This window comes from Mycobacterium basiliense (assembly GCF_900292015.1).
GTDB classification, from domain to species: domain Bacteria; phylum Actinomycetota; class Actinomycetes; order Mycobacteriales; family Mycobacteriaceae; genus Mycobacterium; species Mycobacterium basiliense.
Map to the genome: position 1 here is coordinate 124,955 of NZ_LR130759.1, position 26,294 is coordinate 151,248.

Annotated in this window: 19 protein-coding genes, 2 pseudogenes and 1 riboswitch; of the genes and pseudogenes, 7 read left to right on the plus strand and 14 right to left on the minus strand. The window is 64.8% G+C overall.

Annotation, left to right across the window (positions count from 1 at the left end; all coding sequences use genetic code 11):
• The first annotated feature begins 1 nt into the window (after position 1).
• Positions 2-2,038 (plus strand): hypothetical protein, encoded by a 2,037-nt coding sequence (locus tag MB901379_RS00655; protein ID WP_158014848.1) that lies wholly within the window; start codon positions 2-4, stop codon positions 2,036-2,038.
• A 127-nt stretch (positions 2,039-2,165) separates the two neighbouring features.
• Here MB901379_RS00655 and espB read toward each other — a convergent pair whose 3' ends face one another.
• Positions 2,166-3,722 carry an EspB family ESX-1 secretion system-associated protein gene (espB, locus tag MB901379_RS00660; protein WP_158014849.1) on the minus strand — a complete coding sequence of 519 codons (1,557 nt, stop codon included), beginning with the start codon at positions 3,720-3,722 and terminating at the stop codon, positions 2,166-2,168.
• A 152-nt stretch (positions 3,723-3,874) separates the two neighbouring features.
• Between espB and MB901379_RS00665 the strand changes: the two genes are divergently transcribed.
• Positions 3,875-4,432, plus strand: a complete 558-nt coding sequence (locus tag MB901379_RS00665; RefSeq protein WP_158014850.1) for a TetR/AcrR family transcriptional regulator — start codon at positions 3,875-3,877, stop codon at positions 4,430-4,432.
• Between the two features lie 52 nt (positions 4,433-4,484).
• Here MB901379_RS00665 and MB901379_RS00670 read toward each other — a convergent pair whose 3' ends face one another.
• The 8 genes and pseudogenes from MB901379_RS00670 to MB901379_RS00705 form a co-directional block, all read right to left on the minus strand.
• Positions 4,485-6,122, minus strand: coding sequence for an FAD-binding protein (locus MB901379_RS00670; RefSeq protein WP_158014851.1), 1,638 nt, complete (start codon positions 6,120-6,122; stop codon positions 4,485-4,487).
• Between the two features lie 90 nt (positions 6,123-6,212).
• Complete coding sequence (locus MB901379_RS00675; RefSeq protein ID WP_158014852.1) at positions 6,213-7,598, minus strand: L-serine ammonia-lyase; 1,386 nt, start codon at positions 7,596-7,598, stop codon at positions 6,213-6,215.
• Entirely contained in the window at positions 7,595-8,872 is a 1,278-nt protein-coding gene (glyA, locus tag MB901379_RS00680) for a serine hydroxymethyltransferase (protein ID WP_158014853.1), read from the minus strand. The genes MB901379_RS00675 and glyA overlap by 4 nt, the downstream gene beginning before the upstream one ends.
• Positions 8,872-9,273 (minus strand): glycine cleavage system protein GcvH, encoded by a 402-nt coding sequence (gene gcvH, locus MB901379_RS00685; protein ID WP_158014854.1) that lies wholly within the window; start codon positions 9,271-9,273, stop codon positions 8,872-8,874. Before gcvH ends, glyA begins: the two co-directional genes overlap by 1 nt.
• 53 nt (positions 9,274-9,326) lie before the next feature.
• Entirely contained in the window at positions 9,327-10,454 is a 1,128-nt protein-coding gene (gene gcvT / locus MB901379_RS00690; protein ID WP_158014855.1) for a glycine cleavage system aminomethyltransferase GcvT, read from the minus strand.
• Between the two features lie 24 nt (positions 10,455-10,478).
• Complete coding sequence (gcvP, locus tag MB901379_RS00695; RefSeq protein WP_174236957.1) at positions 10,479-13,346, minus strand: aminomethyl-transferring glycine dehydrogenase; 2,868 nt, start codon at positions 13,344-13,346, stop codon at positions 10,479-10,481.
• Between the two features lie 168 nt (positions 13,347-13,514).
• Positions 13,515-13,606: riboswitch (glycine riboswitch) on the minus strand.
• 426 nt (positions 13,607-14,032) lie between these two features.
• Positions 14,033-14,575, minus strand: a pseudogene (locus MB901379_RS00700) (aromatic ring-hydroxylating oxygenase subunit alpha); the annotation flags it as partial.
• Between the two features lie 11 nt (positions 14,576-14,586).
• Positions 14,587-16,347 carry an N-acyl-D-amino-acid deacylase family protein gene (locus MB901379_RS00705; RefSeq protein ID WP_158014857.1) on the minus strand — a complete coding sequence of 587 codons (1,761 nt, stop codon included), beginning with the start codon at positions 16,345-16,347 and terminating at the stop codon, positions 14,587-14,589.
• Positions 16,348-16,648: 301 nt separating this feature from the next.
• On the opposite strand from MB901379_RS00705, the gene MB901379_RS00710 reads away from it, so the two are divergent.
• Together MB901379_RS00710 and MB901379_RS00715 are read left to right on the plus strand one after the other, a co-directional pair.
• Complete coding sequence (locus MB901379_RS00710; protein WP_158014858.1) at positions 16,649-17,698, plus strand: ABC transporter permease; 1,050 nt, start codon at positions 16,649-16,651, stop codon at positions 17,696-17,698.
• Between the two features lie 3 nt (positions 17,699-17,701).
• Positions 17,702-18,694 carry an ABC transporter ATP-binding protein gene (locus MB901379_RS00715; RefSeq protein WP_158014859.1) on the plus strand — a complete coding sequence of 331 codons (993 nt, stop codon included), beginning with the start codon at positions 17,702-17,704 and terminating at the stop codon, positions 18,692-18,694.
• Between the two features lie 77 nt (positions 18,695-18,771).
• On the opposite strand, the gene MB901379_RS00720 is transcribed toward MB901379_RS00715, so the two are convergent.
• From MB901379_RS00720 to MB901379_RS00735, 4 genes and pseudogenes are all read right to left on the minus strand, one after another.
• A complete protein-coding gene (locus MB901379_RS00720; protein WP_158014860.1) occupies positions 18,772-20,109 on the minus strand; it encodes an acyltransferase family protein in 1,338 nt (445 codons plus the stop codon).
• 91 nt (positions 20,110-20,200) lie between these two features.
• Positions 20,201-20,578, minus strand: coding sequence for a hypothetical protein (locus MB901379_RS00725; RefSeq protein WP_158014861.1), 378 nt, complete (start codon positions 20,576-20,578; stop codon positions 20,201-20,203).
• Between the two features lie 68 nt (positions 20,579-20,646).
• Positions 20,647-21,831: a sulfotransferase family protein gene (locus MB901379_RS00730; RefSeq protein ID WP_158014862.1), complete on the minus strand. Its 1,185-nt coding sequence runs from the start codon at positions 21,829-21,831 to the stop codon at positions 20,647-20,649.
• Positions 21,828-22,852, minus strand: a pseudogene (locus MB901379_RS00735) (hypothetical protein). Before MB901379_RS00735 ends, MB901379_RS00730 begins: the two are co-directional and overlap by 4 nt.
• 89 nt (positions 22,853-22,941) lie before the next feature.
• Here MB901379_RS00735 and MB901379_RS00740 point away from each other — a divergent pair.
• Complete coding sequence (locus tag MB901379_RS00740; RefSeq protein WP_232021956.1) at positions 22,942-23,496, plus strand: TetR family transcriptional regulator; 555 nt, start codon at positions 22,942-22,944, stop codon at positions 23,494-23,496.
• Between the two features lie 86 nt (positions 23,497-23,582).
• On the opposite strand, the gene MB901379_RS00745 is transcribed toward MB901379_RS00740, so the two are convergent.
• Positions 23,583-24,413 carry an alpha/beta fold hydrolase gene (locus tag MB901379_RS00745; RefSeq protein ID WP_158014864.1) on the minus strand — a complete coding sequence of 277 codons (831 nt, stop codon included), beginning with the start codon at positions 24,411-24,413 and terminating at the stop codon, positions 23,583-23,585.
• Between the two features lie 60 nt (positions 24,414-24,473).
• Here MB901379_RS00745 and MB901379_RS00750 point away from each other — a divergent pair, with 60 nt between their 5' ends.
• Positions 24,474-25,079 carry a TetR/AcrR family transcriptional regulator gene (locus MB901379_RS00750; RefSeq protein ID WP_158014865.1) on the plus strand — a complete coding sequence of 202 codons (606 nt, stop codon included), beginning with the start codon at positions 24,474-24,476 and terminating at the stop codon, positions 25,077-25,079.
• 549 nt (positions 25,080-25,628) lie between these two features.
• Positions 25,629-26,234 carry a TetR/AcrR family transcriptional regulator gene (locus MB901379_RS00755; RefSeq protein WP_158014866.1) on the plus strand — a complete coding sequence of 202 codons (606 nt, stop codon included), beginning with the start codon at positions 25,629-25,631 and terminating at the stop codon, positions 26,232-26,234.
• Positions 26,235-26,294: the final 60 nt, after the last annotated feature.

The following is a 26,294-nucleotide window of genomic DNA, read 5'->3' on the forward strand; positions in this document are numbered from 1 at the left end:
GATGCCGGTCTTTATTAAGGAACCCAAAGGTCCCTACGCCGAGGAGATGCTCGAACCCAACGGGTGGCCCGACGTGTATGAGGTCGAGCTGCTAAACCAGGCCAGAGACTACTTCATGGTCCACAAACAACTCGCCGAGGTGCACTCGGCGTGTGTGCAGCAGATGGCGGAAATCTTCGACGGTGGTGTTTGGTCGGGCGATGCCGCTCAGGCTGCGCACGCCAAACTCAGCGACGTCAGCTCGCGGTTACAGACCGTAGTCACTCAGCTCAAGATGGCCTACATCTGGTACGGCGATATGTCTGCGTTGGTCACGCGGATCAAAGAGCAGATTTGCATCACCGTGGAAGAGGCTCAAGCGGAAATCACCGAACTCGAGGCCGCCGAACCCGAGGACCCCGCCGCCCCCGCCGAGATCGCGGCATTGATCGCTGCGGCTAATGCATCGAACACCAGCCTGGTGGTTACCGTCGCAGCGGCGCTGCAGACGGGCTTGGGGCTGATCCCCGAAGACATGTTCCCGTCGATCGATATCAATTCGCCCGGGGATTACCTCCCCGATCTCGACTTTCCGATACCTCCGCTACCCGCACCGATCTCCAACAAGATTCCCAAACCCGTTAAGCCGCTGCTGGGCAAGCAAACCTCAGCGTCGGCCGGGACGCCGTCGGACACCCTGCAGCCCGCCTCTGGCGGTGCCCCGGCGGGCCTCCCCCTGCCCACTTCGGCGGGGACGGCCGCGTTGAGCCCGTTGTCGAGCCTGAGTGCGCTGTCGTCTCTGGCGTCGATGTCGAATGCGGGGATGTCTGGTAGCTCAGGCGCGGGTCCAGCGGATCCGCCCTCGTCGGAGCCCTCCGCCCCGGCGGCCGGGGCGGCCGCCGGGACGCTCGCCGCGAGTGGACGTGGCGCACCGGGGGCGGGTGGTTTGGGAATGAGACCCCAGTTCCTGGGGCCGCAAACTTTGGCGAATTCTGTGCTGTCGCAAACCAGCCCCGCCGCACCGGGCGCCTCGGCGGCGTCGATGCCACCCTTCGCATCTGGTGGCGCCGTCGCAGGTCCGAGCGCAAGTGTGGGTGCTCCCATGGGACGGGCGGCCTCGGGTCGACCGCCCACCACACCGGCGGCCGACAAATCGACCGACAAGGCCCCGGTGAACGCCCGGCACGCGGCGGACTCGGACTCCACCGATGACATGCACGCCGCGGAGGTCGGCGCGCTGACGCTGATCCCGGTCGCGGTCGCGCGCGCCGCGCGCGATGCGATCGCCGCGGCCACCACCCCCCAGCTGGCGGAGAAGCCCGATCCGCTGACCCTGGCCCGGCGTATCGCGGCCGCTTTGAACGCACCCGATGCGGGCGCCAACAATGATTTCGGGTTCTTCTGGGTCACCGCAGTGACCACCGACGACGCGATCGTGGTGGCCAACAGCTATGGGCTGGCCTATATTCCCGACGGGGTCCAACTACCTGTGCCAGTGCATATGGCCAGCGCCGACGAGGCCATGCCCGCCAGCGAGCGGGCGCGCTGGGCCACCTACCCGGTGATGGCCGTGCAGGGCTGGGCGGCCCATCGTGACACCGCGCTACGCGCGGTCATCGCCACCGAAGAGCAGCTCGCCGATTGCGATCCCGGCGCACCCAAGATATTGCTGCAACCCGACGACATCCCCGCCACCGGCGCGATGAGCGGACGATCCCGGCTGGAGATAGTGGATCCACCGGCGGCCAAGCGGCTGGCCGCGACCACCGACGCGCACTTGATCGACCTGATGCCGCCGGCGCCGGTGGATGCCAATCCAGCCGACCAACGCCACACGTTGTGGTTCGAGGTCCTAAAGCCGTTGGCCAGCGATTGCGCGGGTCGCGATGTCGCACACCTGGTTGCGTTCGCCAGGTATGCCGCACACACCCAAGAAGTCCTCCTCTGGCAGGCGCACACCGCGGTCGACGCGACCGCCCAGCGTACCGCGGTTGCCGACTGGCTGTACTGGCGACATCTCACCGGATTGCTCGACCACGCCCTCGCAGGCGCGCTCTGAGCGGGGGTGGCCGCCGGGGCAATACGCCGCCCGGGCCGGAACTGCCGGGAGGAGCCCTGGGAGCACACGCGTAGCGGGGCCCTATTGCGGTCCGTCCGACCGTGCCGCGCGCAAGGCGTGAACCGGCTCAATCACGGGGGAAACCCGCGATCCGTACCGACTCCATGTCTTCGCTTGCCCACTTCGTAGCGGTCGGGGTCTCGTCGGGCTCTTGGCGGCCGATGACGGCCTCCGTCCAGGCCCGGTCCTCGGTGTACAGCGACTCGTCGTCGGCCGGCTCGCGTTTGCCCTTGTTGCCGCTCTGACCGTGCCCGCCGTGGCCCACCGGCGCCATGCCCATGCCGCCGCGGCCAGTCGCGGCGCCACCGGCACCGCCGTTGGCCCGGCCCAGGGCCTCGACGTCACCCGCCGCAGCGGCAGGTCGGGCCGCCTCGGCGCCCGGTGCGGTTGACAGCGGTATCCCACCACCCGCTCCACCGCCCAGCGCGGCCGGCCGCAGCCCGGGTCCGCCCGGCAGGGGCGTGGCCGCGGCCATAGTCGCTGTCGGTGCCGACGGTATGCCGCCCAGTGACGGGATACCGCCCATCATTGGCATCCCTGGAAGGCTCCCGGAACCAGGGATTGACCCGGGGGTGGGGGTGGGGGCCGGCGACGGACTGGGACCAGGATTCGGCGCGATCGGTGCCGGCGCGGGCGGCGGGGGACTGTAAGCGGCGGGAGGCGCTTGCGGATCCAATGCCGTCAGCGGCAAATTCGCTTTTTTGTAATATTCGGCCAGCACCGACTCCGATTGCGACTGCAGCTTGGCATACGCTTTCAGGAACGATTTCTCTTCCAAGCGCACTTCATTTTCTGCCTGTTGGCGTTGCCATTCGAACGCGAAGAACATCTTCGGCAGCGCGAGCTTGTAGGCCTCCAGCCGATTCCAGTCCGCATCGAGTTTGTCTAGTTGTGCGACTGTGGGGTGCTGGGTGATTGCCCAGCTGTGGGCTGTTGTGACGCCCTGGGCCTGAGTAACCAGCTGCTGGCACATCTTGACCATCGAGTACACCCATTGGCGGTACTGTTCGAAATTTGCCTCCACGGCGCTGGCCGCTGTGCCCTGCCAATTCTGAAAGGGCCGAAACGCATTGGTGGAGTCCAGTAGCGGCTGCTGCACCGCCGTCCATGCCTGCGCAAACGCGCTAAAGGCAGCACCCTGGTCGGGAGCGGCGATCTCCTCAGCGGCCTGCCGCACCGGGTAATACGGCGGAGGAGTAGCTCCGCCAGGAGGAACAACGGGGCCTGGGCCACAAGGGTCAGGGCCCGGGCCGGTGCCCGGAGCGTAGTCACCTAGGCGGCGGCCGGCCGGAGCCTCCGAGGCGGTGGCACCGGCACGGCGCATCCCCGACACGCCGCCACCCTCGCCGTTGAGTGCCTGCGCGGCCTGCTCGTCAGTGCCGGTGTAGGCCTTGGCGGCCTGTCTTAAGGCGTCGGCCAGTTGTCGCCGCGCCTTGTTGCCCGCATCCAGATAGGTCTGCATTGCGTTACCCGAAAATGCCAGGCTTGCCGCGGCCGTGGTGATCATCGGAAGGGCGCACGGTGTCGCCGGATTTACGGCCGGCACCGCCACCACGGACTCCAGCTCGGCGGCCCTTGCCATGAGTTCCTCGGGTACCACCTGCACATTGAGGGGTTTCGTCATGTGGCGTCGTCTCTTTCGCGTCCACGGGCGGTCCGAACCGGACGGCTGAGGGTTAGGGCCCGCGACCTCGATGGCGCGAGTTCAACAATTGTTGACATGACGCTAGGTCCCTGACCCGCCGGTGTCAACAGTTGTTAAATACACTGTTGCGCATGCCCGCGAAGACCAGAGATGGAGCGGCCACCCGAACGGCGATCCTGGACATCGCACGATCGCAGTTTGGGGAGTTTGGCTTCGAACGAACAACCATCCGCTCGGTGGCATCGGCGGCCGGGGTCGACCCGGCGCTGGTCATGCACTACTTTGGCAGTAAGGCCGAACTTTTTGCCGCGGTCTCCCGCGTGGATATCGCGTTCCCCGATCTCTCCGATGTCCCAGCGGACCGCATCGCCGAAGTGCTGGTGCCGAGGTTCGTCGATATCTGGGGGCCCCAGGGTCCGTTTCTTCCGTTGCTGCGCGCGGCCTCGACGAACAAGCACGCCGCCGGTGCGCTCCGTGAGGTGTTCGTCGAGCGGATTGCGCCAGCCCTATCCGCGATGGTCCCCGACCATGCCGCCGAGCGCGCCGCGCTGTTTGCCACGCAATTGCTTGGTCTAGCGGTTGCGCGCTACGTACTTTCCCTACCGCCGCTTCCCGACATGGACGACGCAGAACTCGCCACCTGGCTGCAGCCAATACTCACGCAGTGTCTGTTCGAGCCTTGGCCGTGACCGGGCCACCACCCGGTGTGCAGCCGCCGGGACTCGGATCCGCCGCGGTCCGCTATCTCGCTGGATGATCGCTGGTCTGGTCATGCGATTCGGCGGCAGCATGGGTCCCGGCGCGGCGACCGGCGAACACGCAGTCGGCGATCGAGAGCCCGCTGACATATGAGTTGGAGCAGATTCCGGTTGCGGTACGCCCCGCGCTGTACAGGCCGGGAATCGCAGCGCCGGCGTCGTCGACGACGGCTCCGGTCCGCTCGTCGACTTTGATGCCGCCGAGGGTGAGCATCGGCGTGGGGTTCAGCAGGCTGGGCCGCACCGAGATGTTCAACAGCGTGTAGGGTCCCTGACTTATCCGGCGGACAAACTCCGCGGGCTTTCCGGTGGGATCTGGTGTCCCGGCATCGATTGCACTGTTGTGAGCTTCGACCGTGGCCAACAGTCCATCTGGATCGATGCCCGCCGCGCGTGCGACTTCGGGCAGCGATGGCGCGCGGACGGAGTCGGTGAGCATCAGCGCAGCGACCTGAGCGCGCTGGAACCACAGAGTTTGCTCGATCAATTGGCGGCGAGCTTCTTTCATCAGCGCCGCATCCGCGAGCAGCCAGCCCTTTCCGCCATGGTCTCGTACCATGGCCTGCCCAACTGCCGCGCCGTACCGGCTCTCATCGATGATCCGTTGACCTTTCTCATCGACAACGATGGCGCTGATAAAGGCGCTCGGCGGCGTGATGAAGCGCCACGCCGAGACGTTGTCCATCCGCTCGGTGACGGCGCCGACGCTCTGCGCAAGCGCGATGCCGCTGCCATCATCACCACTGGTCCCCAGTTGGAGTCCGGTCAGGTATTGCGGTGCAAAGCGTTGCACCCATTCGGTGTTGGCGATGAAGCCGCCGGCACAGACAATCACCCCCCGTCGGGCGGATATCCGAACCGGTCGGGCGTAGCGGCGCTCGAGTCGGCCGAGGCGGCGCTCCACCATTCGGCGTAGCGGGGGGTAGTAGATGCCCGGCTTGGTCGACACCGCCGCCAGCGTTGTATACCAGCGCCGGACGCGGGCCGGGGCGTGGCTCATCGTGAACGCTTCCACCCCGGTCACCCGGCCAGCGGAATCCTGAACCAGCTTTCTCGCCTTGGTGTGCGGATGAAACTGAACCCCCAGGGCGACTGCGGATTTGGCTAGCGGCGTATACAGCTCCTTGCCGGATGTGCCCCTGCCCTTCACTCGATGCCCGCGCTGAACCGGCGGTGTATGGCTGCGGAATGCCCCGGCGTTCTCACTGCCCGAGTGATACAGGTAGTAGCGATTGTTCGGAAACGATGTCTTATAGGGGCACAGCGTGGAGTCAAACGGCACACCGTATTTGGTGAGCCAGTCGATCATCTCGGAACTACCGCGTACGAATGATGCCAACGTTTGGTCGCTGACGGCGTCGCCGACTTCGAGCCGAAGGTAGGCCAGCATCTGTTCGAAGTTGTCGCTCACCCCGGCCTGTTGCTGCACCTTGGTACCCCCGCCGGCATAGACGATCCCGCCGGATATCGCCGTCGCCCCGCCGCCATTGGCGCGGTCCAGCGCGATGACCTGCACTCCCTGTTCGCGGGCGGCGATGGCCGCGCACACGCCCGCCGCACCGAAACCGATCACCACGACGTCGGTGGATTCGGTCTCCTGGGCCGACCTGTCACGAGTCATGCCGATACCCCAATCAGATCGCGTTCCTGCGCGGGTGACTGTAACAGGCGCTCAACGGTGTCCGGATAGACCTCGTGGCCGCGGTGGTGGTCAGCATTCGACGATGTTGACGGCCACGTTGATGGCGAGCCCGCCGGCGGAGGTTTCCTTGTATTTGGCGTGCATATCGGCACCGGTGGCGCGCATGGTGTCGATGACCTGGTCGAGGGTGACCCGGTGGATGCCGTCGCCGCGCAGCGCCATCCGGGCGGCGTTGATGGCTTTACCGGCCGAAATCGCATTCCGTTCGATGCACGGGATCTGGACCAGCCCGGCGATGGGATCGCACGTCAAGCCGAGGCTGTGTTCCATGGCGATCTCGGCCGCGTTCTCCACTTGCCGCGGTGAGCCGCCAAGGATTTCCGCCAGGCCGGCCGCTGCCATGGCGGCCGCCGAGCCGACTTCCCCCTGGCAGCCCACCTCGGCGCCCGAGATCGAAGCCCGTTCCTTGAACAAGGATCCGATGGCGCCCGCGGTGAGCAGGAATCGGACCGTGGTGTCGTCGGGATCGGCGGCGCCGGCCCGTGTGTAATGCATTGCGTAATGCAGAACGGCGGGCACGATGCCGGCGGCACCATTGGTCGGTGCGGTGACCACGCGCCCGCCCGACGCGTTCTCCTCGTTGACCGCCAGCGCCACGAGGTTGACCCAATCCTCGGCGAATTCCGGTTTGCGAGTGGGATCCTCGGCACTCAACCGCTCGAACCAGCCTTTCGCGCGCCGGCGCACCTCGAGGCCCCCAGGAAGTACCCCGTCGCGAGTAACGCTGTGCAGTTCGCACTCCACCATGACGTCACGCAGGTGCAACAGGCCGTCGCGGATCTCGTTTTCGGTACGGCAGCAGGATTCGTTGCGCAGCGCCACCGCGCTGATCGACAGGTCGAGCCGGTCGCAGATTTCGAGCAATTCCCGGCCCGAGGCATAGGGATGCGCAACGGTACACCCATGCTGTCCGCCGCTGGGGCCCGAGTGTTCGGTGACGATAAAGCCGCCGCCAATGGAGAAATACGTCTCGGTTACCAGGACGCTGCCCTGAGAATCCTTGGCGGTGAACGTCATCCCATTGGTGTGTGTGGGCAGCACCACATCGGGATGCAAGACGATGTCGCCCTCGGTCAGTGGCACCGCCACGGTGCCGCCGACCCGCGTTGCACCGGATGATGCGATCTCGGCGAGGCAGCGTTCCTTGTCCTTGGTGGTGATCTCTTCGGGCTGAAAACCTGCCAACCCAAGCAGTATCGCCGACATGGTGCCATGGCCGGCACCGGTTGCGGCCAGCGAACCGAACAGCTCCACCTGCACCGAGCCGAGGAGCTTCAGCCGATCGCTGGAGCGCAAGGTGGATACGAACTCATTGGCAGCGCGCATCGGGCCCACGGTGTGGGAACTGGACGGCCCGATACCCACCGTGAAGAGCTCGAAAACGCTGATGGTCACGGCGTGTGTAACTCGGGATAGAGGGGATAGCGCGCGGCAAGTGCTCGAACCTGGTCTCGAAGCGTGGCCAACTGATCATCTCGGGAAGCGGTTAGTGCCGCCGCGATGATATCCGCCACGATCCGGAAGTCTTCCAGGGACAGCCCGCGTGAGGCCAGGGCCGAGGTACCGATCCGCAGTCCCGACGTGACCATCGGTGGGCGCGGGTCGAACGGTACCGCGTTGCGGTTGACGGTGATATCGACGGCGGCCAACCGGTCTTCGGCTTGTTGACCATCGAGTTGGGAGTGGCGTAAGTCGACCAAGACCAGGTGCACATCGGTGCCGCCGGTCAGCACCGTGATGCCGTGCTCGGCGACGTCGGGTTGGGCCAATCTGTCGGCGAGGATCCGGGCGCCGTCGAGGCATCGTTGCTGGCGCTGGGCAAATTCGGCTTGGGCAGCCATCTTGAAGGCGGTGGCCTTGGCGGCGATGACGTGTTCGAGTGGACCGCCCTGCTGGCCGGGGAAGACCGCGGAGTTGATCTTCTTGGCGATGGCGGCGTCGTTGGACAAGATGATGCCGCCCCGAGGCCCGCCCAGTGTCTTGTGTGTGGTGGAGGTGACGACGTGGGCGTGCGGCACCGGGCTGGGGTGCAGGTCGGCGGCGACCAGCCCGGCGAAATGCGCCATGTCGACCATCAGCACGGCGTCGACTTCGTCGGCAATGTCGCGGAATCGGGCGAAGTCCAGGTGGCGGGGGTAGGCAGACCAGCCGGCGATGATCATCTTGGGCCGGTGCTCGCGGGCGGCTTCGGCTACGGCCTCCATGTCGATGAGGTAGTCCTCTTTCGACACCTGGTACGCGGCCACCTTGTAGAGCTTGCCAGAAAAGTTGATACGCATGCCATGGGTCAGATGACCGCCGTGCGCCAGCGATAGTCCAAGGATCGTATCGCCGGGAGTCAGCAGGGCGTGCATGGTGGCCGCGTTGGCGGTTGCCCCCGAATGCGGTTGTACGTTGGCGAATTCGGCACCGAAAAGGGCCTTGACGCGGTCGATGGCGAGTTGTTCCACGCCGTCGACGTATTCACAGCCGCCGTAGTAGCGCCGGCCCGGGTATCCCTCGGCGTATTTGTTGGTCAGCACCGAACCCTGGGCCTGCATCACGGCCAGGGGCGCGTAGTTCTCCGAAGCGATCATTTCCAATCCAGTTTCCTGGCGGCGCAGCTCGCTGTCGATCAGGGCGGCGATGTCGGGGTCGAAGGTGCCCAGGGGTTGATTGAGGATCGTCATCAGTCCTGTCCGCTCTGTTCGGAGTATTCGGCGGCGCTCAACAGCGCTCCCAGCTCGTCGACCCGCACCCTCACCAGCCAACCTGCGCCGTAGGGGTCGGTGCCAATCACCGCGGGGTCCTCCACCACGGCGGCGTTGATCTCGACGACCTCACCAGAGACCGGTGCGATCAAATCCGAGACCGTCTTGGTGGATTCGATCTCGCCGAAGTTGTCACCGGCGGAGATGGTGTCGCCGACCTCCGGAAGCTGGATGAAGACCAGGTCGCCGAGGGCTTCCACGGCCACCGAAGTGATGCCGATGCGGACCGGCGTCTCGGGCGGTGTGGCTCCGGGTGCGAGGTCGATCCACTCGTGGTCGGTGGTGTAGCTGAGGTGGCCGGGGATGTCGCGGTCGGTCATGAGTGGCTTTCTGACGTAGGGGACGGGGTTTGTTGCGGGGGTGTCGATGACGGCTAGGAGGGTTTCGGCCGGGCGTAGAACGGCGTGGAGACCACGCGGAACCGTTCCATGGTGCCGCGGATGTTCACCGCCACAACCGAATTGACTTCCGCTGAGCCTAGGTCGAGGTAGCACAACGCGATTGGGTACCCCAGCGTGGGCGAGGGCGCGCCCGACGTGATCGTTCCGATCTGCTGGTGGCCGTTTTCGGTGTGCACGGTGTACCCGGCGCGGGCGGCGCGTTTACCGAGACCTTGCAGTCCGACCAATGCGCGGCTCGGGGTCCGGGTCGATAGTTCGGCAAGGGCGTCGCGGCCGACGAAGTCCTTCTCCAGTCGGACGGTTCGGCCCAGACCGGCCTCGTACGGGTTGGTGTCTAGGGAAAGTTCGTGGCCGTAGAGCGGCATGCCTGCTTCCAGTCGCAGGGTGTCGCGGCAAGCCAATCCCGCCGGGACTACGCCGTCGGGCGATCCGGCGTCGAGCAACAATCGCCACAACTCGGCGGCATGGTCGTTGTCGACGTAAAGCTCAAATCCGTCCTCGCCGGTGTACCCGGTGCGTGCCAGCAATACCGGTGTCCCACCTATCCGAATAGGGGCGGCCGCATAGTACTTGAGCTCGGCAACCGTGCCGCGGTCAAGGGGTGCGACGACCTTGCCCAGCACGCGCTCGGCGACGGGTCCCTGCAACGCGATGAGAGCGGTCTGGGCCGAGCGGTCGGTGATGGTGGCGTCGAATCCCGCGGCGCGTTGCCTTAGCGCGGCGCACACCGCCGCCGTGTTGGCGGCATTGGCCACCACAACGAAATGGTCTTCGGTGAGTCGATAGGTGACCAGATCGTCGATAACTCCGCCGTCTTGGCCGCACAACAGCGAGTATTTGGCCTTGCCGACGGGAACCGAGGCAAAGGCGCCCACCAGCGCGTAGTCGAGAGCCGCGGCGCCTTGCGGACCGACGACATCAATCTCGCCCATGTGGGACAGATCGAATAGCCCGGCCGTGCTGCGTACCGCGTGGTGTTCGGCCAACTCACTGCCGTATCGCACCGGCATCTGCCAGCCGGCGAAGTCGGTGAAACGCGCGCCGAGTGCTTGATGCTCCCCCAGGAGGGGCGAGGACGGTGTGTCCAAGGTGGTTGTCATACGTACCTCCTCAAGGCCAAGTGGTTAGAGCGCCGCGGTCTCCGCTAGTGGTTTCGACTCGAATGCCTCCACGTCGGGACACGAGCAGACGAGGTTTCGGTCGCCGTGCGCGCCGTCGATGCGCCGTACCGGGGGCCAGTATTTGTCGACGGTCAGATGGGGCGCGGGGAAGGCGGCCGTACTCCGTGAGTACGGCAGGTCCCAGGTGTCCGCGCACACCATTTCGGCGGTGTGTGGCGCCTGCCGCAGTGGGCTCGACTCGAGCGGCCATTCGCCCCAGACGACCATGTCGATCTCGTTACGGATGGCGATCATCGCGTCGATGAAGCGATCGAGTTCGGCGAGGTCCTCGGACTCAGTCGGCTCAACCATCAGCGTGCCCTTGACGGGAAAGGACAGTGTCGGAGCGTGGAATCCGTAGTCGATGAGCCGCTTGGCGACGTCCTCTGCGGTCACCCCCGAGCGACGAGTCAGCTCCCGCAGATCCAGGATGCACTCGTGAGCCACCAAACCGTGTGGCCCGGTGTACAGCACGGGGTAGTGCTCGTTGAGTCTGGCGGCCACGTAATTGGCGGCCAGAACGGCGGTCTTGGTTGCCGCGCTCAACCCGGCGGCTCCCATCAGTGCGATGTACGCCCAGGTGATCGGGAGGATACCCGCCGATCCGTAGGCCGCGGCCGCGATCGGGGAGTTGGCCGAGTGGTCGCACGGGTCGCCCGGCAGGAATGGCGCCAGGTGCGCGCGCACCGCCACCGGTCCGACGCCCGGACCGCCTCCACCGTGTGGGATGCAGAATGTCTTGTGCAGGTTCAGATGTGACACATCACCGCCGAAGTGTCCCGGTCGTGCAATCCCCACCAGCGCGTTGAGGTTGGCGCCGTCGATGTACACCTGCCCGCCCGCTTGATGAACCAGATCGCACACACCGGTGACGCCGGGTTCGTAGACGCCGTGGGTGGATGGGTAGGTCAGCATGATGGCTGCGAGCTCGGTGCGGTGGGCGCTGATCTTGGCCCGCAGATCGGCGAGGTCGATACTGCCGTCTTCCGCGGTGCCCACCACGACCACCCGCATTCCGGCCAGTACCGCCGACGCCGCGTTGGTGCCGTGCGCCGACTGCGGGATCAGACACACCCGCCTCTGCTGCTCACCACGGCTGGCGTGGTAGGCGCGGATGGCCAGCAGGCCGGCGAGCTCACCTTGGGAGCCCGCATTGGGCTGCAGCGATACTCGGTCATAGCCGGTGATCTCGGCCAACCAGCGTTCCAGACCGGTGATCAGTTCCCGATAGCCGCCGGTTTGCTCGGCGGGCGCGTGTGGGTGGATGTTGGCGAAGTTGGGCCAGCTGATGGGTGCCATCTCCACTGCGGAATTGAGCTTCATGGTGCACGACCCCAGCGGAATCATGCTGCGGTCCAAGGCCAGGTCACGATCGGACAGCCTGCGCAAGAACCGCATCATCGCTGTCTCGGAACGGTGTTCGTGGAACACCCGGTGCTGCAGGTAGGGCGTCGTTCGGGTCAGCCCGGAACGGAGGCCCGACCGGCCCGGCACGACCCGTTCGACACCAAAAGCCTTGACTACCAATGTGGTGATCTCGGCGGTGGTGGTCTCATCGCAGCTGATCCCAACGTGATCGGCGTCGGCCAGTCGCAGATTTACCCCGAGGGTTTTCGCGCGCGCAACCAATTCGCCGGCGCGCTGGGGAGTCTTGACCAACACCGTGTCGAAGAACTGGTCGTGTACTACGGTGTGGCCGCCGTGGCGCAGGCTGGCCGCAACCGAAACTGCGTGCGCGTGCACTCGAGACGCGATGTCCCGCAATCCCTCCGGGCCGTGGTAGACGGCGTACATCGCGGCGACGTTGGCCAGTAGGGCCTGGGCGGTGCAGATGTTGCTGGTGGCCTTGTCACGGCGGATATGCTGTTCGCGAGTCTGCAGGGCAAGCCGATATGCGGCCGCGCCGTCGACGTCCTTGGATACCCCTACCAGGCGGCCCGGCAGCGCGCGTTCCAAGCCGCTGCGCACGGCCAGATACCCAGCGTGCGGCCCGCCGAAGAACAGCGGAACGCCAAACCGTTGCGCCGAACCGACTGCAATGTCGGCGCCGAGTTCACCGGGCGGGGTCAATAGGGTCAGCGAAAGCAGATCGGTCGCAACAGTGGACATGGCGCTACGGGCTTTCGCGGCGGTGATCAGCGCGCTCAGATCGCGCACGGCGCCACTGGCCCCGGGTGATTGCAGTACGATGCCGAAAAAGTCGCCGTCGGGCAAAGGCGCGGAGACGTCGACAAGTTCGATCTCGATATCCACCGCCGCCGCGCGGGTCCGCAGTACCGAAAGTGTCTGGGGAAAGCAGTCGTCGTCGACCAAGAGACGCGCCGACGGGTTGTTGTTGGACCGACGCATCAGCAGCATCGCCTCGACCACCGCGGTGGCCTCGTCCAGCAACGAGGCGCCGGCCAACGGCAACCCGGTGAGGTCTTCGATCACGGTTTGGAAGGTCAGTAGCGCTTCCAGGCGACCCTGGGATATCTCCGGCTGGTAGGGCGTGTAGGCGGTGTACCAGGCCGGCGATTCGAGGAGATTGCGGCGCAGCACTTCCGGAGTAACACACGGCGAGTAGCCTTGGCCGATCATCGACACCCGGACCGTATTGCGGCCAGCGATCGCAGCCAGATCGGTGAGCACCTGTTGCTCGGTCCGCGCCGCGGGCAACGCCATCGGTGCGGAGTTGCGGATCTGAGCCGGCACGGCGGCATCGGTCAATTCGTCAAGGCTCGCGTACCCGACGGCATCGAGCATGTGTGCGGTCGCGACGGGATCGGGGCCGATATGGCGCGGAACAAAACTCGACGCCGCGGTGGCGCCGCAAGAAGGCTGATCATGCATTTCGGACAAGGGGCAACTCCGGTTCCAGTGGGCCCGGGCGCACCGGGCTGGTTGCTCCCTCCCCGCTCTGTCCTGAAACCTGAGAGTCTGTGGCCTCGCGCGACGGCGACGCCCGTACACCTTCGGTAAGGCACGGCCGTTACGACCGATCCTTGTCTCCAGAGTTGCCTCGGCGGTGCGGTACTGGGGCCTGAGAGATTCCCGGGGAGGAGATTGCTCCTACGGCGCCTCGACATCGAGGTTTCTCCCGCATCGCGTCAATGGCTATTTATTTGTAACGCGAAGTGAAGATACACAGTGACCAGCTGGCTTGTCACTCCCCAATTTTCGCAGCGCAACGAAGATGGCCCGAGCAATTTCGCGGCTTGGCGCGCAGGAACGTGGGCCGGGTAGATGTCAAAGATGCACGCGCACAATATCTTCGCAAGACGAAATTCGCTCGAAGGGAACAGCCCGGAGAATGCGCCGCCTGATCCGATGGGCTGCTGTGATCTATCGCACAAGGCCGTGCGGCGCCGACGGTTACGCGTCTCCGCCGCTCATGCGCGCAGATTCGGGTAGATCGAGGTAGCGCTCCAGGTTGCGGTGCATGTTGATCACCCGCCGCTCTTCACCGGAGAGCGTCAGGTGGGTGAAGCCGGGCTGACGCAAGCCACGCTGGATCCCGGGGAGCACCCGGATGTCCTGTTGGCTTCGATTTCGACGGTCAGGGTGGCGTAGCAGCGAAAGTCGCTCAGATGGCACCAGGCAATATCGTCGGGTGTCGAGTCCAGGTATTCGATCAGTGGGATCGCGTTGATGTCGAGATTGACGAAGACCAATCCCTCCCAGGTGTCGACCCTGGCCGGCGCCAGCGGGAAGTTGGACAGCCTCAGCGAGCCGAAACGCTTGCGGTTGGGCACTCGCTTGAGCGTGCCGGCCAGGTCCCAGGTCCAGCCGTGGTAGCCGCACTTCAACTCACGCAGCCCCGAACCGGAGCCCACGCACAGCGAGTTGCCGCGATGACGACAGGCATTCTGAAAAGCGCGCAGCACGCCGTCCTCGCCTCGTATGATCAGTGAACTGTATGGGCCACAGCGGTATTCAAAATGGTCGCCGGGTTCTGCGACATGGTCGACCATGCAGGCAAGCTGCCACAACCTTGGCCACATTCGTTCGATCTCTAGTTGGGCGAATGCGATCGCGTCCTGATCGCGGGTCCGGGCCGTATCGCCGGTGGTCATGCTCATCGGATGGTCTCTTAACGCGCTCCGCGGACCAGCCGGCCGGGACGGGCCCCGGTGTCGACGCCGTTGCGCCGGGTCACCGCACCGCTGACGATCGTGGCCGTGTATCCGCTTGCGCCCTGCAAGATCCGATGGCCACCGGCGGGCAGGTCGTAGGCCATCGCCGCAGGATGCAGTCGCAGCGCCGCCATGTCGATGACGTTGATATCGGCCTTCTTTCCCCGCTCGATGGTGCCGCGGTCGGTGAGGCCGAACAGGTGCGCCGTATCGCGGGCCTGCTTGCGGATCACGTATTCCAGCGGCAATTTCCTGCCGCGCCGCCGGTCGCGAGCCCAGTGCGTCAACAAGAAAGTGGGGTAAGAGGCGTCGCAGATCATGCCGCAGTGTGCCCCGCCGTCCGAGAGCCCCAGCACGCCCGTAGGGTGCAGCATCATTTCGCGGATCGCGTCGCAGTTGCCGTCCGCGTAGTTAAACAGCGGCAGCATCAGCATGGCGCTGGCGTTCGCTTCGAGCATGAGGTCGTACAGCGTCGCCAACGGGTCCTCACCCTGGGCGGCGGCGATCGCCGCGACGGTCCGGTCAGGCGTCGGCTCATAGTCGGGTGGATCGCCGAGTGCATAAAGACGTCCCAGGGAGTACTGCACGAACGCGGACATGCCGTCGAACAGCACCGTGGGGTCGATAGGCAGATCCTCCTCGGCCAGGATCGCGGCTTTGACCGCGGGATCGGCCAGGCGCTGCGCGAGCTCGTCGCGGCTGCATTCGGCCTTGAGCCGGCGGTACGTGGGCCGATGGCCAAAAGCATGGTGGCCTTGGAAGCCGATCATCATCCCGAACGGGCGCGCGGCGATCTGCGGGTGCAGTCGACTGCCGGCCGCGTGCGCGTCCGCGGAGAGGGCCAGCTGCTCGCGCCACAGGTTCGGGTCGGCGTCGACCTGGATCAGCGCGAACGACACGGGTCGGTCGATCTCGGCGCCCAACCGCCGCATCCAGTCGAGTTCCTTCTTAGGCCCGACGATGTCCTCCCCGGCGGCGCCTTGCGGGGCGAGCTCGAAGACTGCCTGCCCGCCGGCCGCCATCGCACGGCCTAGCCCGAACAGCTCGTCTTCGGCCGCAAACGTTCCGGGCACCGGCTCACCGTCCATGGCGCGGTGGGCCAGCGTGCGCGACGTCGAGAATCCGAGCGCGCCGGCTTCGATACCTTCGGTGACCAACCTGCCCATGGCCGCGATATCGTCCGGCGTTGCCGGCTCGTTTCGGGCGCCGCGGTCACCCATCGTGTAGGCGCGGACGGCGCCGTGGGCGATCTGGCTGCCTACGTCGATCGCGAACTTCCGGTTGCCGATCGCGTCGAGGTATTCGGGGTAGCTCTCCCAGCCCCAGGTGATGCCCTCGGTGAGCGCGGTACCGGGGATGTCCTCGACACCCTCCATCAGTTTGATCAGCCAGTCCTCGCTGCCGGGGCGAACCGGCGCGAAACCGACGCCGCAATTGCCGGTGATGACCGTTGTCACGCCGTGTCCGCTCGACGGCTCGAGTGAGCCGTCCCAACTCACCTGACCGTCGTAGTGGGTGTGGATGTCGACGAAGCCGGGGGCCACCACCTGACCGGTTGCGTCGATGGTTTCGGCCGACTCGCCACCCAGCTGCGGGTCGTTGACGCCACGGCGGACGATGTCGACGATCTTGCCGTCCCTGATGCCGATGTCGGCGAGATAACGCTGAGCGCCGGTGCCGTCAATGACATCGCCGCCGACGATCTTCAAATCAAACATGAGTTCCTCTGAGCCTCTTTCTGGTCACCCGGCTGCGATGCAAGACAGGGCGGCGATCCCGGAACCGAACAATCATTACGCTACGCCAAGTAGCGTATCTCCGACCGTATTCCCCCCGGATGGGTTGAGTCAATGAATCGCGAGCAAAGCATGGATGGCCTCGGCCAGCCGCGGTGCGGTGAGCGTGTCCACTACCGGAGACCGGTCGGCACGACCAGTCGCCGGTCATCGCAGTTCGCTGATTGATCGACTCACAACCGAACCCGGTCCAGGACCGTGGTGACGTTGATAGGTTCTGGGGATGCTCTTCGCGGCACTGCGCGACATGCAATGGAGAAAGCGTCGCCTTGTTATCGCGGTCCTTAGCACTGGGCTGATTTTTGGAATGACGCTGGTTTTGACCGGGCTTGCAAACGGCTTCCGGGTCGAGGCTCGGCACACCGTCGATTCGCTAGGTGTGGACATATTTGTGGTCAAGCAGGGCTCGGCCGGGCCGTTTTTGGGTTCAACGCCTTTCCCCGATGTTGACCTGGCTCGGGTGGCCGCCGAGCCCGGCGTCGCCGCCGCGGCCCCGTTGGGGTGTGTCGGCACGATCATGAAAGAAGGCACGTCAACCCGAAACGTCACTGCTTTCGGCGCGCCGGAGCACGGACCGGGGATGCCGCAGATTTCAGAGGGCAGGGCGCCAGCGAAACCGGGCGAGGTCGCGGTCTCTAGCACGTTGGGCAGGCACCTCGGTGACACGCTGGAAATTGGCGCGCACACGTTGCGAATTGTGGGCATCGTGCCCAACTCCACCGCACTGGCCAAGATCCCCAACATCTTTCTGACCACCGCTGGGCTGCAACAAGTGGCCTACAACAGGCAGCCGATGGTCACATCGATCGGGGTTGACGGCACGCCCCAGCGCCTTCCGGATGGCTACCAGACCTACGACCGTGAGGGCGCTGTCAATGATCTGTTGCGGCCGTTGAAGGTCGCGGTGAACTCGATCTCGATCGTGGCCGTTTTGCTGTGGATCGTCGCGGCGATGATCGTCGGATCGGTGGTGTATTTGTCCGCGCTGGAGCGCCTGCGCGATTTCGCGGTGTTCAAGGCCATTGGCACGCCGACGCGCGCGATCATGTCCGGGCTGGCGTTGCAGGCGCTGGTGGTTTCCCTGCTTGCGGCGGGCGTGGGTGTCGTCCTTTCGAAGCTGCTGGCGCCGCTGTTTCCGATGATTGTCGCGGTGCCCGTCGGTGCCTACCTGGCGCTCCCGGTGGTGGCGATCGGGATCGGCCTGTTGGCCAGTCTTGCGGGACTGAAACGGGTAGTCACCGTCGATCCCGCGCTTGCGTTCGGAGGTCCGTGAGCGGTGGGTGATCTCAGCATTCAGAACCTCGTCGTCGAGTACTACAGCGGTGGGTATGCCCTGCGGCCGATCAACGGTCTGAATCTGGACGTGGAGGCCGGCTCGTTGGTTATTTTGCTGGGACCGAGCGGCTGCGGAAAGACGACGCTGTTGTCCTGCCTCGGCGGCATCCTTCGGCCCAAGTCCGGGGCAATCAAGTTCGAGGACGTCGATATCACGACGCTGGAGGGCGCGGCGCTGGCCAAGTACCGCCGGGACAAGGTCGGCATCGTGTTCCAGGCGTTCAACCTCGTACCGAGCCTTAGCGCACTCGAGAATGTGACGGTTCCGCTGCGCTCCGCCGGGATGTCGCGTGCGGCCGCCCGTCGGCGTGCCGAGGAGTTGCTGACCCGCGTCAATCTTGCCGAGCGAATGAAGCACCGCCCGGGGGATCTCAGTGGTGGGCAGCAGCAACGCGTCGCAGTCGCTCGCGCGATTGCGTTGGATCCGCCGCTGATCCTGGCCGATGAACCGACCGCGCATCTCGACTTCATCCAGGTGGAGGAGGTGTTGCGGCTGATTCGTGAACTCGCCGATGGTGATCGGGTGGTGGTGGTCGCCACGCACGACAGTCGGATGCTGCCGATGGCCGACCGGGTGGTGGAACTGACCCCCGATTTCGCCGAATCGAATCGCCCGCCCGAAACCGTGCAGCTGGCGGCGGGCGAGGTGCTGTTCGAGCAGAGCACGATGGGCGAGCTTATCTACGTGGTAACCGACGGCGAATTCGAAATCGTGCACGAATTAGCCGACGGCGGTGAGGAATTAGTCAAGGTGGCCGGACCCGGGGACTACTTCGGTGAGATGGGCGTGCTGTTCCACATGCCGCGTTCGGCGACCGTGCGGGCTCTTAGCGACGCGACTGCGATGGGCTACACCGCGCAGGCTTTTCGGGAACGGCTCGGTGTGGGCGGCATGCGCGATCTGATCGAGCATCGCGAACTTACCAACGACTGACTCGAACACCAGCCCGCTCGATGCGCCCACCGGGCGGACCCGTCGCGATGGTCAGCGCGCAGACGAGAACGAGCCCGTCAACCGTTGATGGCGGCCGTGGTCCGAACGTCGTTGCGGCTGGCCCGCTCCGTGGTCACGGTGAGCATCCGGGCGGCCAGCAGTGCCACCAACATGACTGCGACGCAGACAAGTCCGTCGTCTTTGAGTCCCCACTTCACCGAAGCCAGAACCGCTGCGCCCGTCACACATAGCAGCATGCCAACGCCCACGCCGCGCCCGACCGACGTGACCGCCCCGGCGCCATCCCAGCCCGGCAACGGGTTGTTCTCCATGGGGCTCAGCGTCACGAAAAGCGCCATCACCGCCACGACGATGATCAGCAACTGCGCGATGCTGAGTGCGACGAAATCCTGCTCGCCGGGATAGCGCGGATGTCCGACGGTGTCGAAGAGCAGGTGTACGCCCAGCAGGACGGGCATATGCCACAGGTAGAGGGTCATCGCTCCGGAATTGCCGATCGCCGTCCACCACCACACCCGCGGCCGGCGAGCCCACTGCGTGACCGCCGGTGCTGCCGCTATTGCTAACGCGCTCAAGATGATTGCGTGACCGGCCAACAGTAATGAGGGCGGGCTCATGTTGGGCAATCTTTGGCCTTCGATGCCGACCAGGCTCAGCTCGTACGGACCGCACTCAAGCAGCGCAATGTTCACGGCGAACAGTGCCACCGCGGTGCCCAGCGCGGCTCGCCCGGAAAGCAACCGGCTCCGGTAGGCCACACCGAACATACCGGGAATGAGCCAGACCACGAGGTTGACATAGCCCAGCGGTGCCGCGGCGGACCAGTGCAGCCGAACCCCGTCGATGAACGCAACGGTCCCATAGACCGTGGTCACGCCAACGGCGAGACGGCCGGTCGTGGTGATCCGCGACAACACCGGCATGGTCGCTAACACCAGCACGTAGGCGCCGAGAAACCACAACAGTTGAATGCTGATCCCGGCGATGGGCTGGTAGACGTGTTGGGGCACCACCGGATACAGGGTGATCAACGCGACTGCCCAAAATCCGAGGTAGTAAAACACCGGGCGAAACAGCCTGGTGCAGCGACTCATCAGCCAGCCACCCCAGTTCGCGCCGCGACGCCAGGACGTCATGCAGGCCGCCGCACCGGCAAAGAAGAACAACGGCATGATCTGAAAGATCCAGGTCAGGGCCTGAAACATCGTCGAGGTCGTGAGCAGGTTGTCCCAGATGAGCACGTCGTCACGGATGATGCTGATCGCCATGACTGTGTGACCGACTACGACGCCAACCAAGGCCGCGATGCGAATGACATCGATGGCGCGGTCGCGGTCGACGGGTGTGCGGGCGGCCAGTTCGGTGGGGTCGGGGAAGCCCATCAGCGTCCTCATGCCAGAAGCATCGCTACTCGAGGCCCTTACTACCTGCGTAGTTCTACCCGTTCGGCTTGGGTAGTGATACCCGGGCGCGGGAGTCCAGGATTTACAGCGAGCGCTGCAGGGTCAGGGTGAACAAGAGGTATCCGATGCAGAGGAGAAAGTTCAGTGCGACGATGACCATCCCCAGCGAGATCAGTGCTTGCCGGCACCGGCGCTGCATCCGCTGCAACTGAGCAAGGCGCTTTTCCCGGTTTATGTGCAAAGCGATCAAGCCGAAATTGAAACTGGTTAGTTCGTCGTCGGAGGCGGGCATTCCGGCCAGCATCTCCCGTAGGCGTCCCGGTGGGATGTCGACGCCCACTCCGGAGAAGCGTCGGCTCAACCGGCGCGCTTGACTGCGGCCAAAAAAGTGATCGCGCATCGATGGCTGATGCGAGAGTCTCCGTCGTTCGTCACCCCACGGGTTCGACGGGGTCGTCACAAGCCAGGATTCTATGCCGTTTGGCGGTCGCGTCGACAGCGCCGCGCCAATTTATTTCGCGATATCGTTCACCTCAGCTGCTCGGTGGGTACGTCATAACGCTCCTGGTAGGTGCGCACTCGATCACGAACGTCGTCGGCGTTGAGGCCGGTGTCCTTCCAGGTGTAACGGCCGCGCCCGACGTCGCCGGGATGAGCGGCCAGGAAGTCACGCATTCGCTGTTCGGTTTCCGGCCGCAATTCACGGCCCAGCCGCTGATAGATGTCACCGATCGTGTCCCAGGGGCCGTTCACGAAATCCGTGTACAGCACATCGATGATCCGGCCTTCGGGGATGGCGCCACTGTCGCGCAGCGCTATCTCGCGGTCGAGGCCGACAACGATCTCTTCGTAGGATTGGGCCGCGCACTCGGCGATGTCGATCTGATCGCTGGCCATCCGTCGTAGGTGGTGGGTTAGTGCCGCGATCGAAGAGATGACGTTGAGCGGGTCGCGGTGCGTCTGCACAATCAACGCGTCAGGGTATTCGTGGAGTAGGGCACCCAGCTGCCACAGATGTGCCGGTGACTTGAGTAGCCATTGGCCAGTAACGCCGGATTGCAGGTGTTGCAAGAATATTCGGTGGAAGCGGTAGGCGCCGGCATGGTCTGCCTCGTACAGCAGCCACCGGTAGTAGCTGGGCAGGCGATACTGCACCGAATAGATCATGCTGGTGAACTGGCTGGCGGTGATGCGGACGCACTCCTGCCCGACCAGTGCACCCATCGGGTGAAAGGCGAGGAAGCCCGGAATGATCTGTTCGGACAGCTCGATGCTGGCCTGAGTCTGCGCGATGCGTGGATCGTTGTGGTAGCTCTCCGGCTGGGGGACCGGGCAGGGTGAATCGACCTCCCAGGTCAGCGGCGCCCGCAGCTCCGGATCCTGGGCGAGCAAGTCATAGAGGATGGTCGTTCCGGTTCGGGGTTGGCCAACGATGACGATCGGCTGAGTGATCGGCTTGGTGGCGACCTCGGGATGTTGTTTGCGCCATGCGATCACACTCAGCCGGTTCTTCAATGCCCGTAAGAGGTCCAGGTGCGCGATCTCGACACCGATGGCCGATAGTCGCGCCTCATTGATCAGGCCATCGGTCACCCGGTGCAGTCCGGGTTGCCAGCCTGTGAAACCAAGATCGTCGCCGAAGTCGTCACTGCCCACTTCCTCGCAGGCGGTGGCGATGAGTCGATCCGGGTCGAATCGGTCCCGTGGGGTCATGAGGGTTCCACACCGTGGCGCAGCGAGACCTGCACGTCGGGCGGGCTGGGGTTGTCCAGCCAGCGCAGCACCACGAAGCCGCGGTGTCGGCCTCCCGTGTCGAGCCAATGCCCGAATCCGAAGTCGTGTTCGGAGATTGCGATCCGTACCCGCCCGTTCACGTCTGAATTCACCTCACGGTTGGTCACCGAACTGTGCCGGCGGCGTGGTTCCAGACACTCGTGCCAGATGTTTCCAGCGCAACGTTCCAGTACCGCGTGTCGGGCGGGGCGATATCGAGGACCAACGCCTGGCCGGGGTCGAGCCGGAAGCTGCCCATCATGTAGAGGTTGTCCGGGGTGGTGTCGGCGGCACCCAGATCGGCGGCCTCGGCGGTCACCAGCGTATTGGGGCTGTCGAGCAATTCGGGCTTGATGGTGCGGTGCAACGTCGCAAGCTTCATCAGCGACCAAGCCATCGCCGTGAACTGATCGGATAGTTCGGCGTCGGTCAATGGCGTGCGGGGTTCGGGGTCGAGCACTTCGATGCGCATGGTGGCCAATTTTTCGGAAGCGCGGTCACCGATGTATTCCCGGACCACCACCGCAGACGCGTCGGAGGGGATCTGCACCCACTGCGCGTCCGTGCTGTCCGCGGGCCTTTCCGACGAGAGCACGACCGCGAATTCACCGGCGTTCAGCGTCAGGTCAACGTCACTGATGTAGTTGGCCATTCGTCGTGGCGTCAAGCCGGTGCCCGCCAGGATCTGCAAGCCGAGGTAGGCGCTGGTGCCGCGAGTGCCGCCGATGCGGTAACGACGATCGCCGCGGATCATCGCCAGGTAGTAATTGCCGTCCGGATTGGGGCCACCAACCATCCGGTTCGGGGAACACATGTCGAAGAACGCCGGTCGGCCTGGGTCGGTCTCGACCGACATTTGCGAGCACAGCGACGCCACTCGGGCGATGACGCGCAGTCCCTCTAGCAGCTCTCGCTCGGACTCGGCGTCCTCGGTGACCACCGTGGTCGCGTTGTTGAGCATCTGTTGGAAGAACTGCCATGCCGCAACCGCCCGTGGACCCTCACCTTGTCGGTAGTAGTTCGCACAAATCGCTCGCCGAACGGAAGCGCATGGCGACTCGTCAGCGCGTCGCCGCCGCGGCCGCGCAGTTGGTCGCCACGGAGGGTCTGGCAGGAGCCACGGTGGACCGCATCGCGGACACGGCCGACATCAGCCGGGCAACCTTCTTCCGATACTTCAACTCCAAGGAAGACGCCGTCGCCGAGGGCGTCAATGCACTGTGGCTGGAGCGGATCACCACCGCGTTGGCCGCCCAGCCGGCGGAACTGTCCGCTGCCCAGGCCGTCGTCGGCGCCTTTGGTGAGCTTTCTCTCGGATTTGCCGACATCGAGCGTCAGGTGCGTGAACTGGTTACTCTCACCAGGTCATCCGAGACCCTGGATGCCTGGACACTGCGCGTCTACGTGCGCTACGAATCGGCGATCGCGGAGTTGATCGCACCGCGAATACCCGACTTGGCCCCCCAAGACCCCAGGCCTCGTCTCCTCGGTGCCTTGGCGATGGCGACCATCCGTATCGCACTGGACGACTGGCTTGCGCGCGGTGGCTCGTTGCCAGAGCGGGTGTGCCAGGGTTTGTCCGCGATCGCGATCGCGATCGCGTGAGCCTCGCCGAGACATAAACGGTGGCGATCCGCGCCGGCGTGTCGTGTGCGAGAAGTATGTGTCGCGTAGTGGTGGGTTCTCCGGCGCTAGGCGTTCACCGCGACCGTGGCGACCAGATGCGCGAGTCGATCTGGCTGGTCCAGCATCGCGAACGTCCGTGCTCCCTCGATCACCTCGAGTCGCGCGTTGGGAATCGTCGCGGCTAAGCGCTTGCCGTCCTCGAGCATAAAGAATTCGTCGTCGGCCGACCAAGCGACGAGCGTCGGCATAGCCAACTCGGGTAACCGGGCAGCCACGCCGGTGGTGATTTCCGTTCGCAGCGACAGCGACAACTGGCGTAGGTCTTCGGTGATCGCGGGGTTGGTTAGCGCCGGATGCACCCACGTTTGGGTGAGCTCATCGATGTCGGCGTAGGCCAGGTCGGCGAAGGCGCTCCGCCGCGCGGCCGGCACCCGCAGTGCTTGGATCGCGGTCCGAAACAGTGGCTTCGACTGACCCGCGAGGATGACAGGTTTGAGAATCGGTGGCGGAAAGTGTTCGAACGCATCACAGCTGGTAAGCACGAGCGCGCCGAGCCGTTGGGGATGATGCACCGCAACAAGCTGTGTGACGACACCGCCGGTGTCATTGCCGACCAGTACGACATCGTTGAGGTCAAGGGCCGCGAGCACATCGGCAACCATGCCCGCGACGCCGGTGATGGATCGGTCGGCGCCGGCCTTCAGTGGCGTCGGATGCGCTCCGAGCGGCCAGGTTGGCGCAACGCATCTGAGGCCCAGATTGGCAAGCTGCTGGCTGACCTGACGCCACAGCTGGCCGCCCATCAGGTAGCCGTGTACGAACATGACGGGCCTGCCGTTCTCGGGTCCGGTTACTTCGTAATGGATGGTTCCGGCGTTAATGTCGATCGTTGGCATGGAAAGCCTCCACTTCGATATAGTTACAGACAGGCTGCCGGTAACTTACCAACAGGGTGTATGGAAATCAAGAGACGAACCCAGGAGGAGCGCTCCGCGGCAACCCGCGAGGCGCTGATCTCGGCCGCGCGAAAGCTGTGGGGCCTGCGAGGCTATGCGGAGGTCGGGACACCGGAGATCGCCAAAGAAGCCGGTGTGACCCGCGGCGCGATGTACCACCAATTCGCCGACAAGGCAGCGCTATTCCGTGATGTCGTGGAGGCGGTGGAGCAGGACTTGATGGCGCGCCTGGCCACCTCCGTGGCGTCCTCGGGTGCGGCAACCCCCGCAGACGCGATCCGGGCCGCCGTCGATGCCTGGCTCGAGGTTTCCGCGGATCCGGAGGTCCGCCAATTGATTCTGCTCGATGCTCCTGCGGTACTAGGCTGGGCGGGTTTTCGTGATGTCGCTCAGCGGTACAGCCTGGGCATGACCGAACAGTTGATCAACGAGGCCATCCGTGCCGGTCAGCTCGATAGCCAACCAGTGCGCCCGCTGGCCCATGTGCTGATCGGTGCACTCGACGAGGCGGCGATGTTCATTGCCACCGCCGATGACCCCGAACCGGCCTTGCGAGAAACCCGGCAAGTACTGCGTCGGCTGGTCGACGGCATGCTCGACGATTGATTCCTCGCTCGCCGAGGGTCGGCAATGGGTCGCGTTGGACTGGTGAGATAGCCACTCTTGCAAAGTGTTTCCACGAGAGGTGTGATAAAGAACAGTCCAATGCGCTCGCAGACCGTTCGCGATGGCCGGGCTTCGGTGCGGCATCTGGAACGCATTCGCGTTATGCTGCAATGCATTAGCGCTGTGACGCGGTGAAGTCATTGCTGCCGTTGGCGGTGGACCCGACGGTGCTCTCGGAGCGCAAGTGCAGCTTCCGCGTCTCCTTTTCTCTTCGGGGGCGGGGTGTTTGGGTGGCCGCTGGCCCGGTTCGCGTGGCTGCGGCCGAGCGAACGTGTGGAGACTAAACATACGTCTGGTACATCGGCCGTATGGCAATCCTGGAGGTGCCGCGCCGGCAGGCGTTGGGATCCAACGGGTGCGGGTTTGCTGGCGTTGCGCGGGGCGCCCTGGACATGGCGTAGTGAGGTTCGTCTCAAGGGATACTCACGCCTCATTCAAATAATGTCGGGCGGTATGCTCACGGGGTGTTGAGCTCCCGGGGTGTCGCCAGTGGCGCGTAGGCGTGGATGGAACGGGGCGCCACCCAGTTCCGACGAGGAGGCGTCTCAGCGAATTATTGACGCGGCGGTGAAATTAATCGCCGACACCGGTTCGGATGTCAGTCTTGCTCAGGTGGCCGCGTCGTTAGGCATCATCAGGCAGACGGTGTACCGCTACTACCCGAATTCCGAGGCGCTGATGCATGCCGCAGCGGTGGCATCGGTGGATAGTTTTCTCGACCGGCTCACCGAGACCGTCCATGGCATAGGCGATCCGGCGGAAGCGATGACCGAAGCCGTAATGTTCACGCTGAAAGACGTGGTACGCACACCCCATCTGGGTCTCCTGATCGCGCAACCGTCCGCGCACACCCGTCCGGAAAATCTCGCGTCCGAGGAAGCGCAAGCATTCGGAATGAGAATGCTTGAGCGTTTCGATGTCGACTGGACGGCATACGGGTTCGATGAGCCGGCCAAGCATGACCTTGTCGAGGTCACCCTGCGCATCATGTTGTCGTTCTTTGTTGCGCCCAACGAACCCAGTCGCAGCCCAGAAGAGTTGCGACGCTTTATCAAGCGCTGGCTGGGCGGCGCGATCTTGGCCCAGCAACGCTAACGGCCGCTCCCGCGTCGATGCCGGTGTGACGGAGATGGCACAGTGAAATGGCTACCGTAG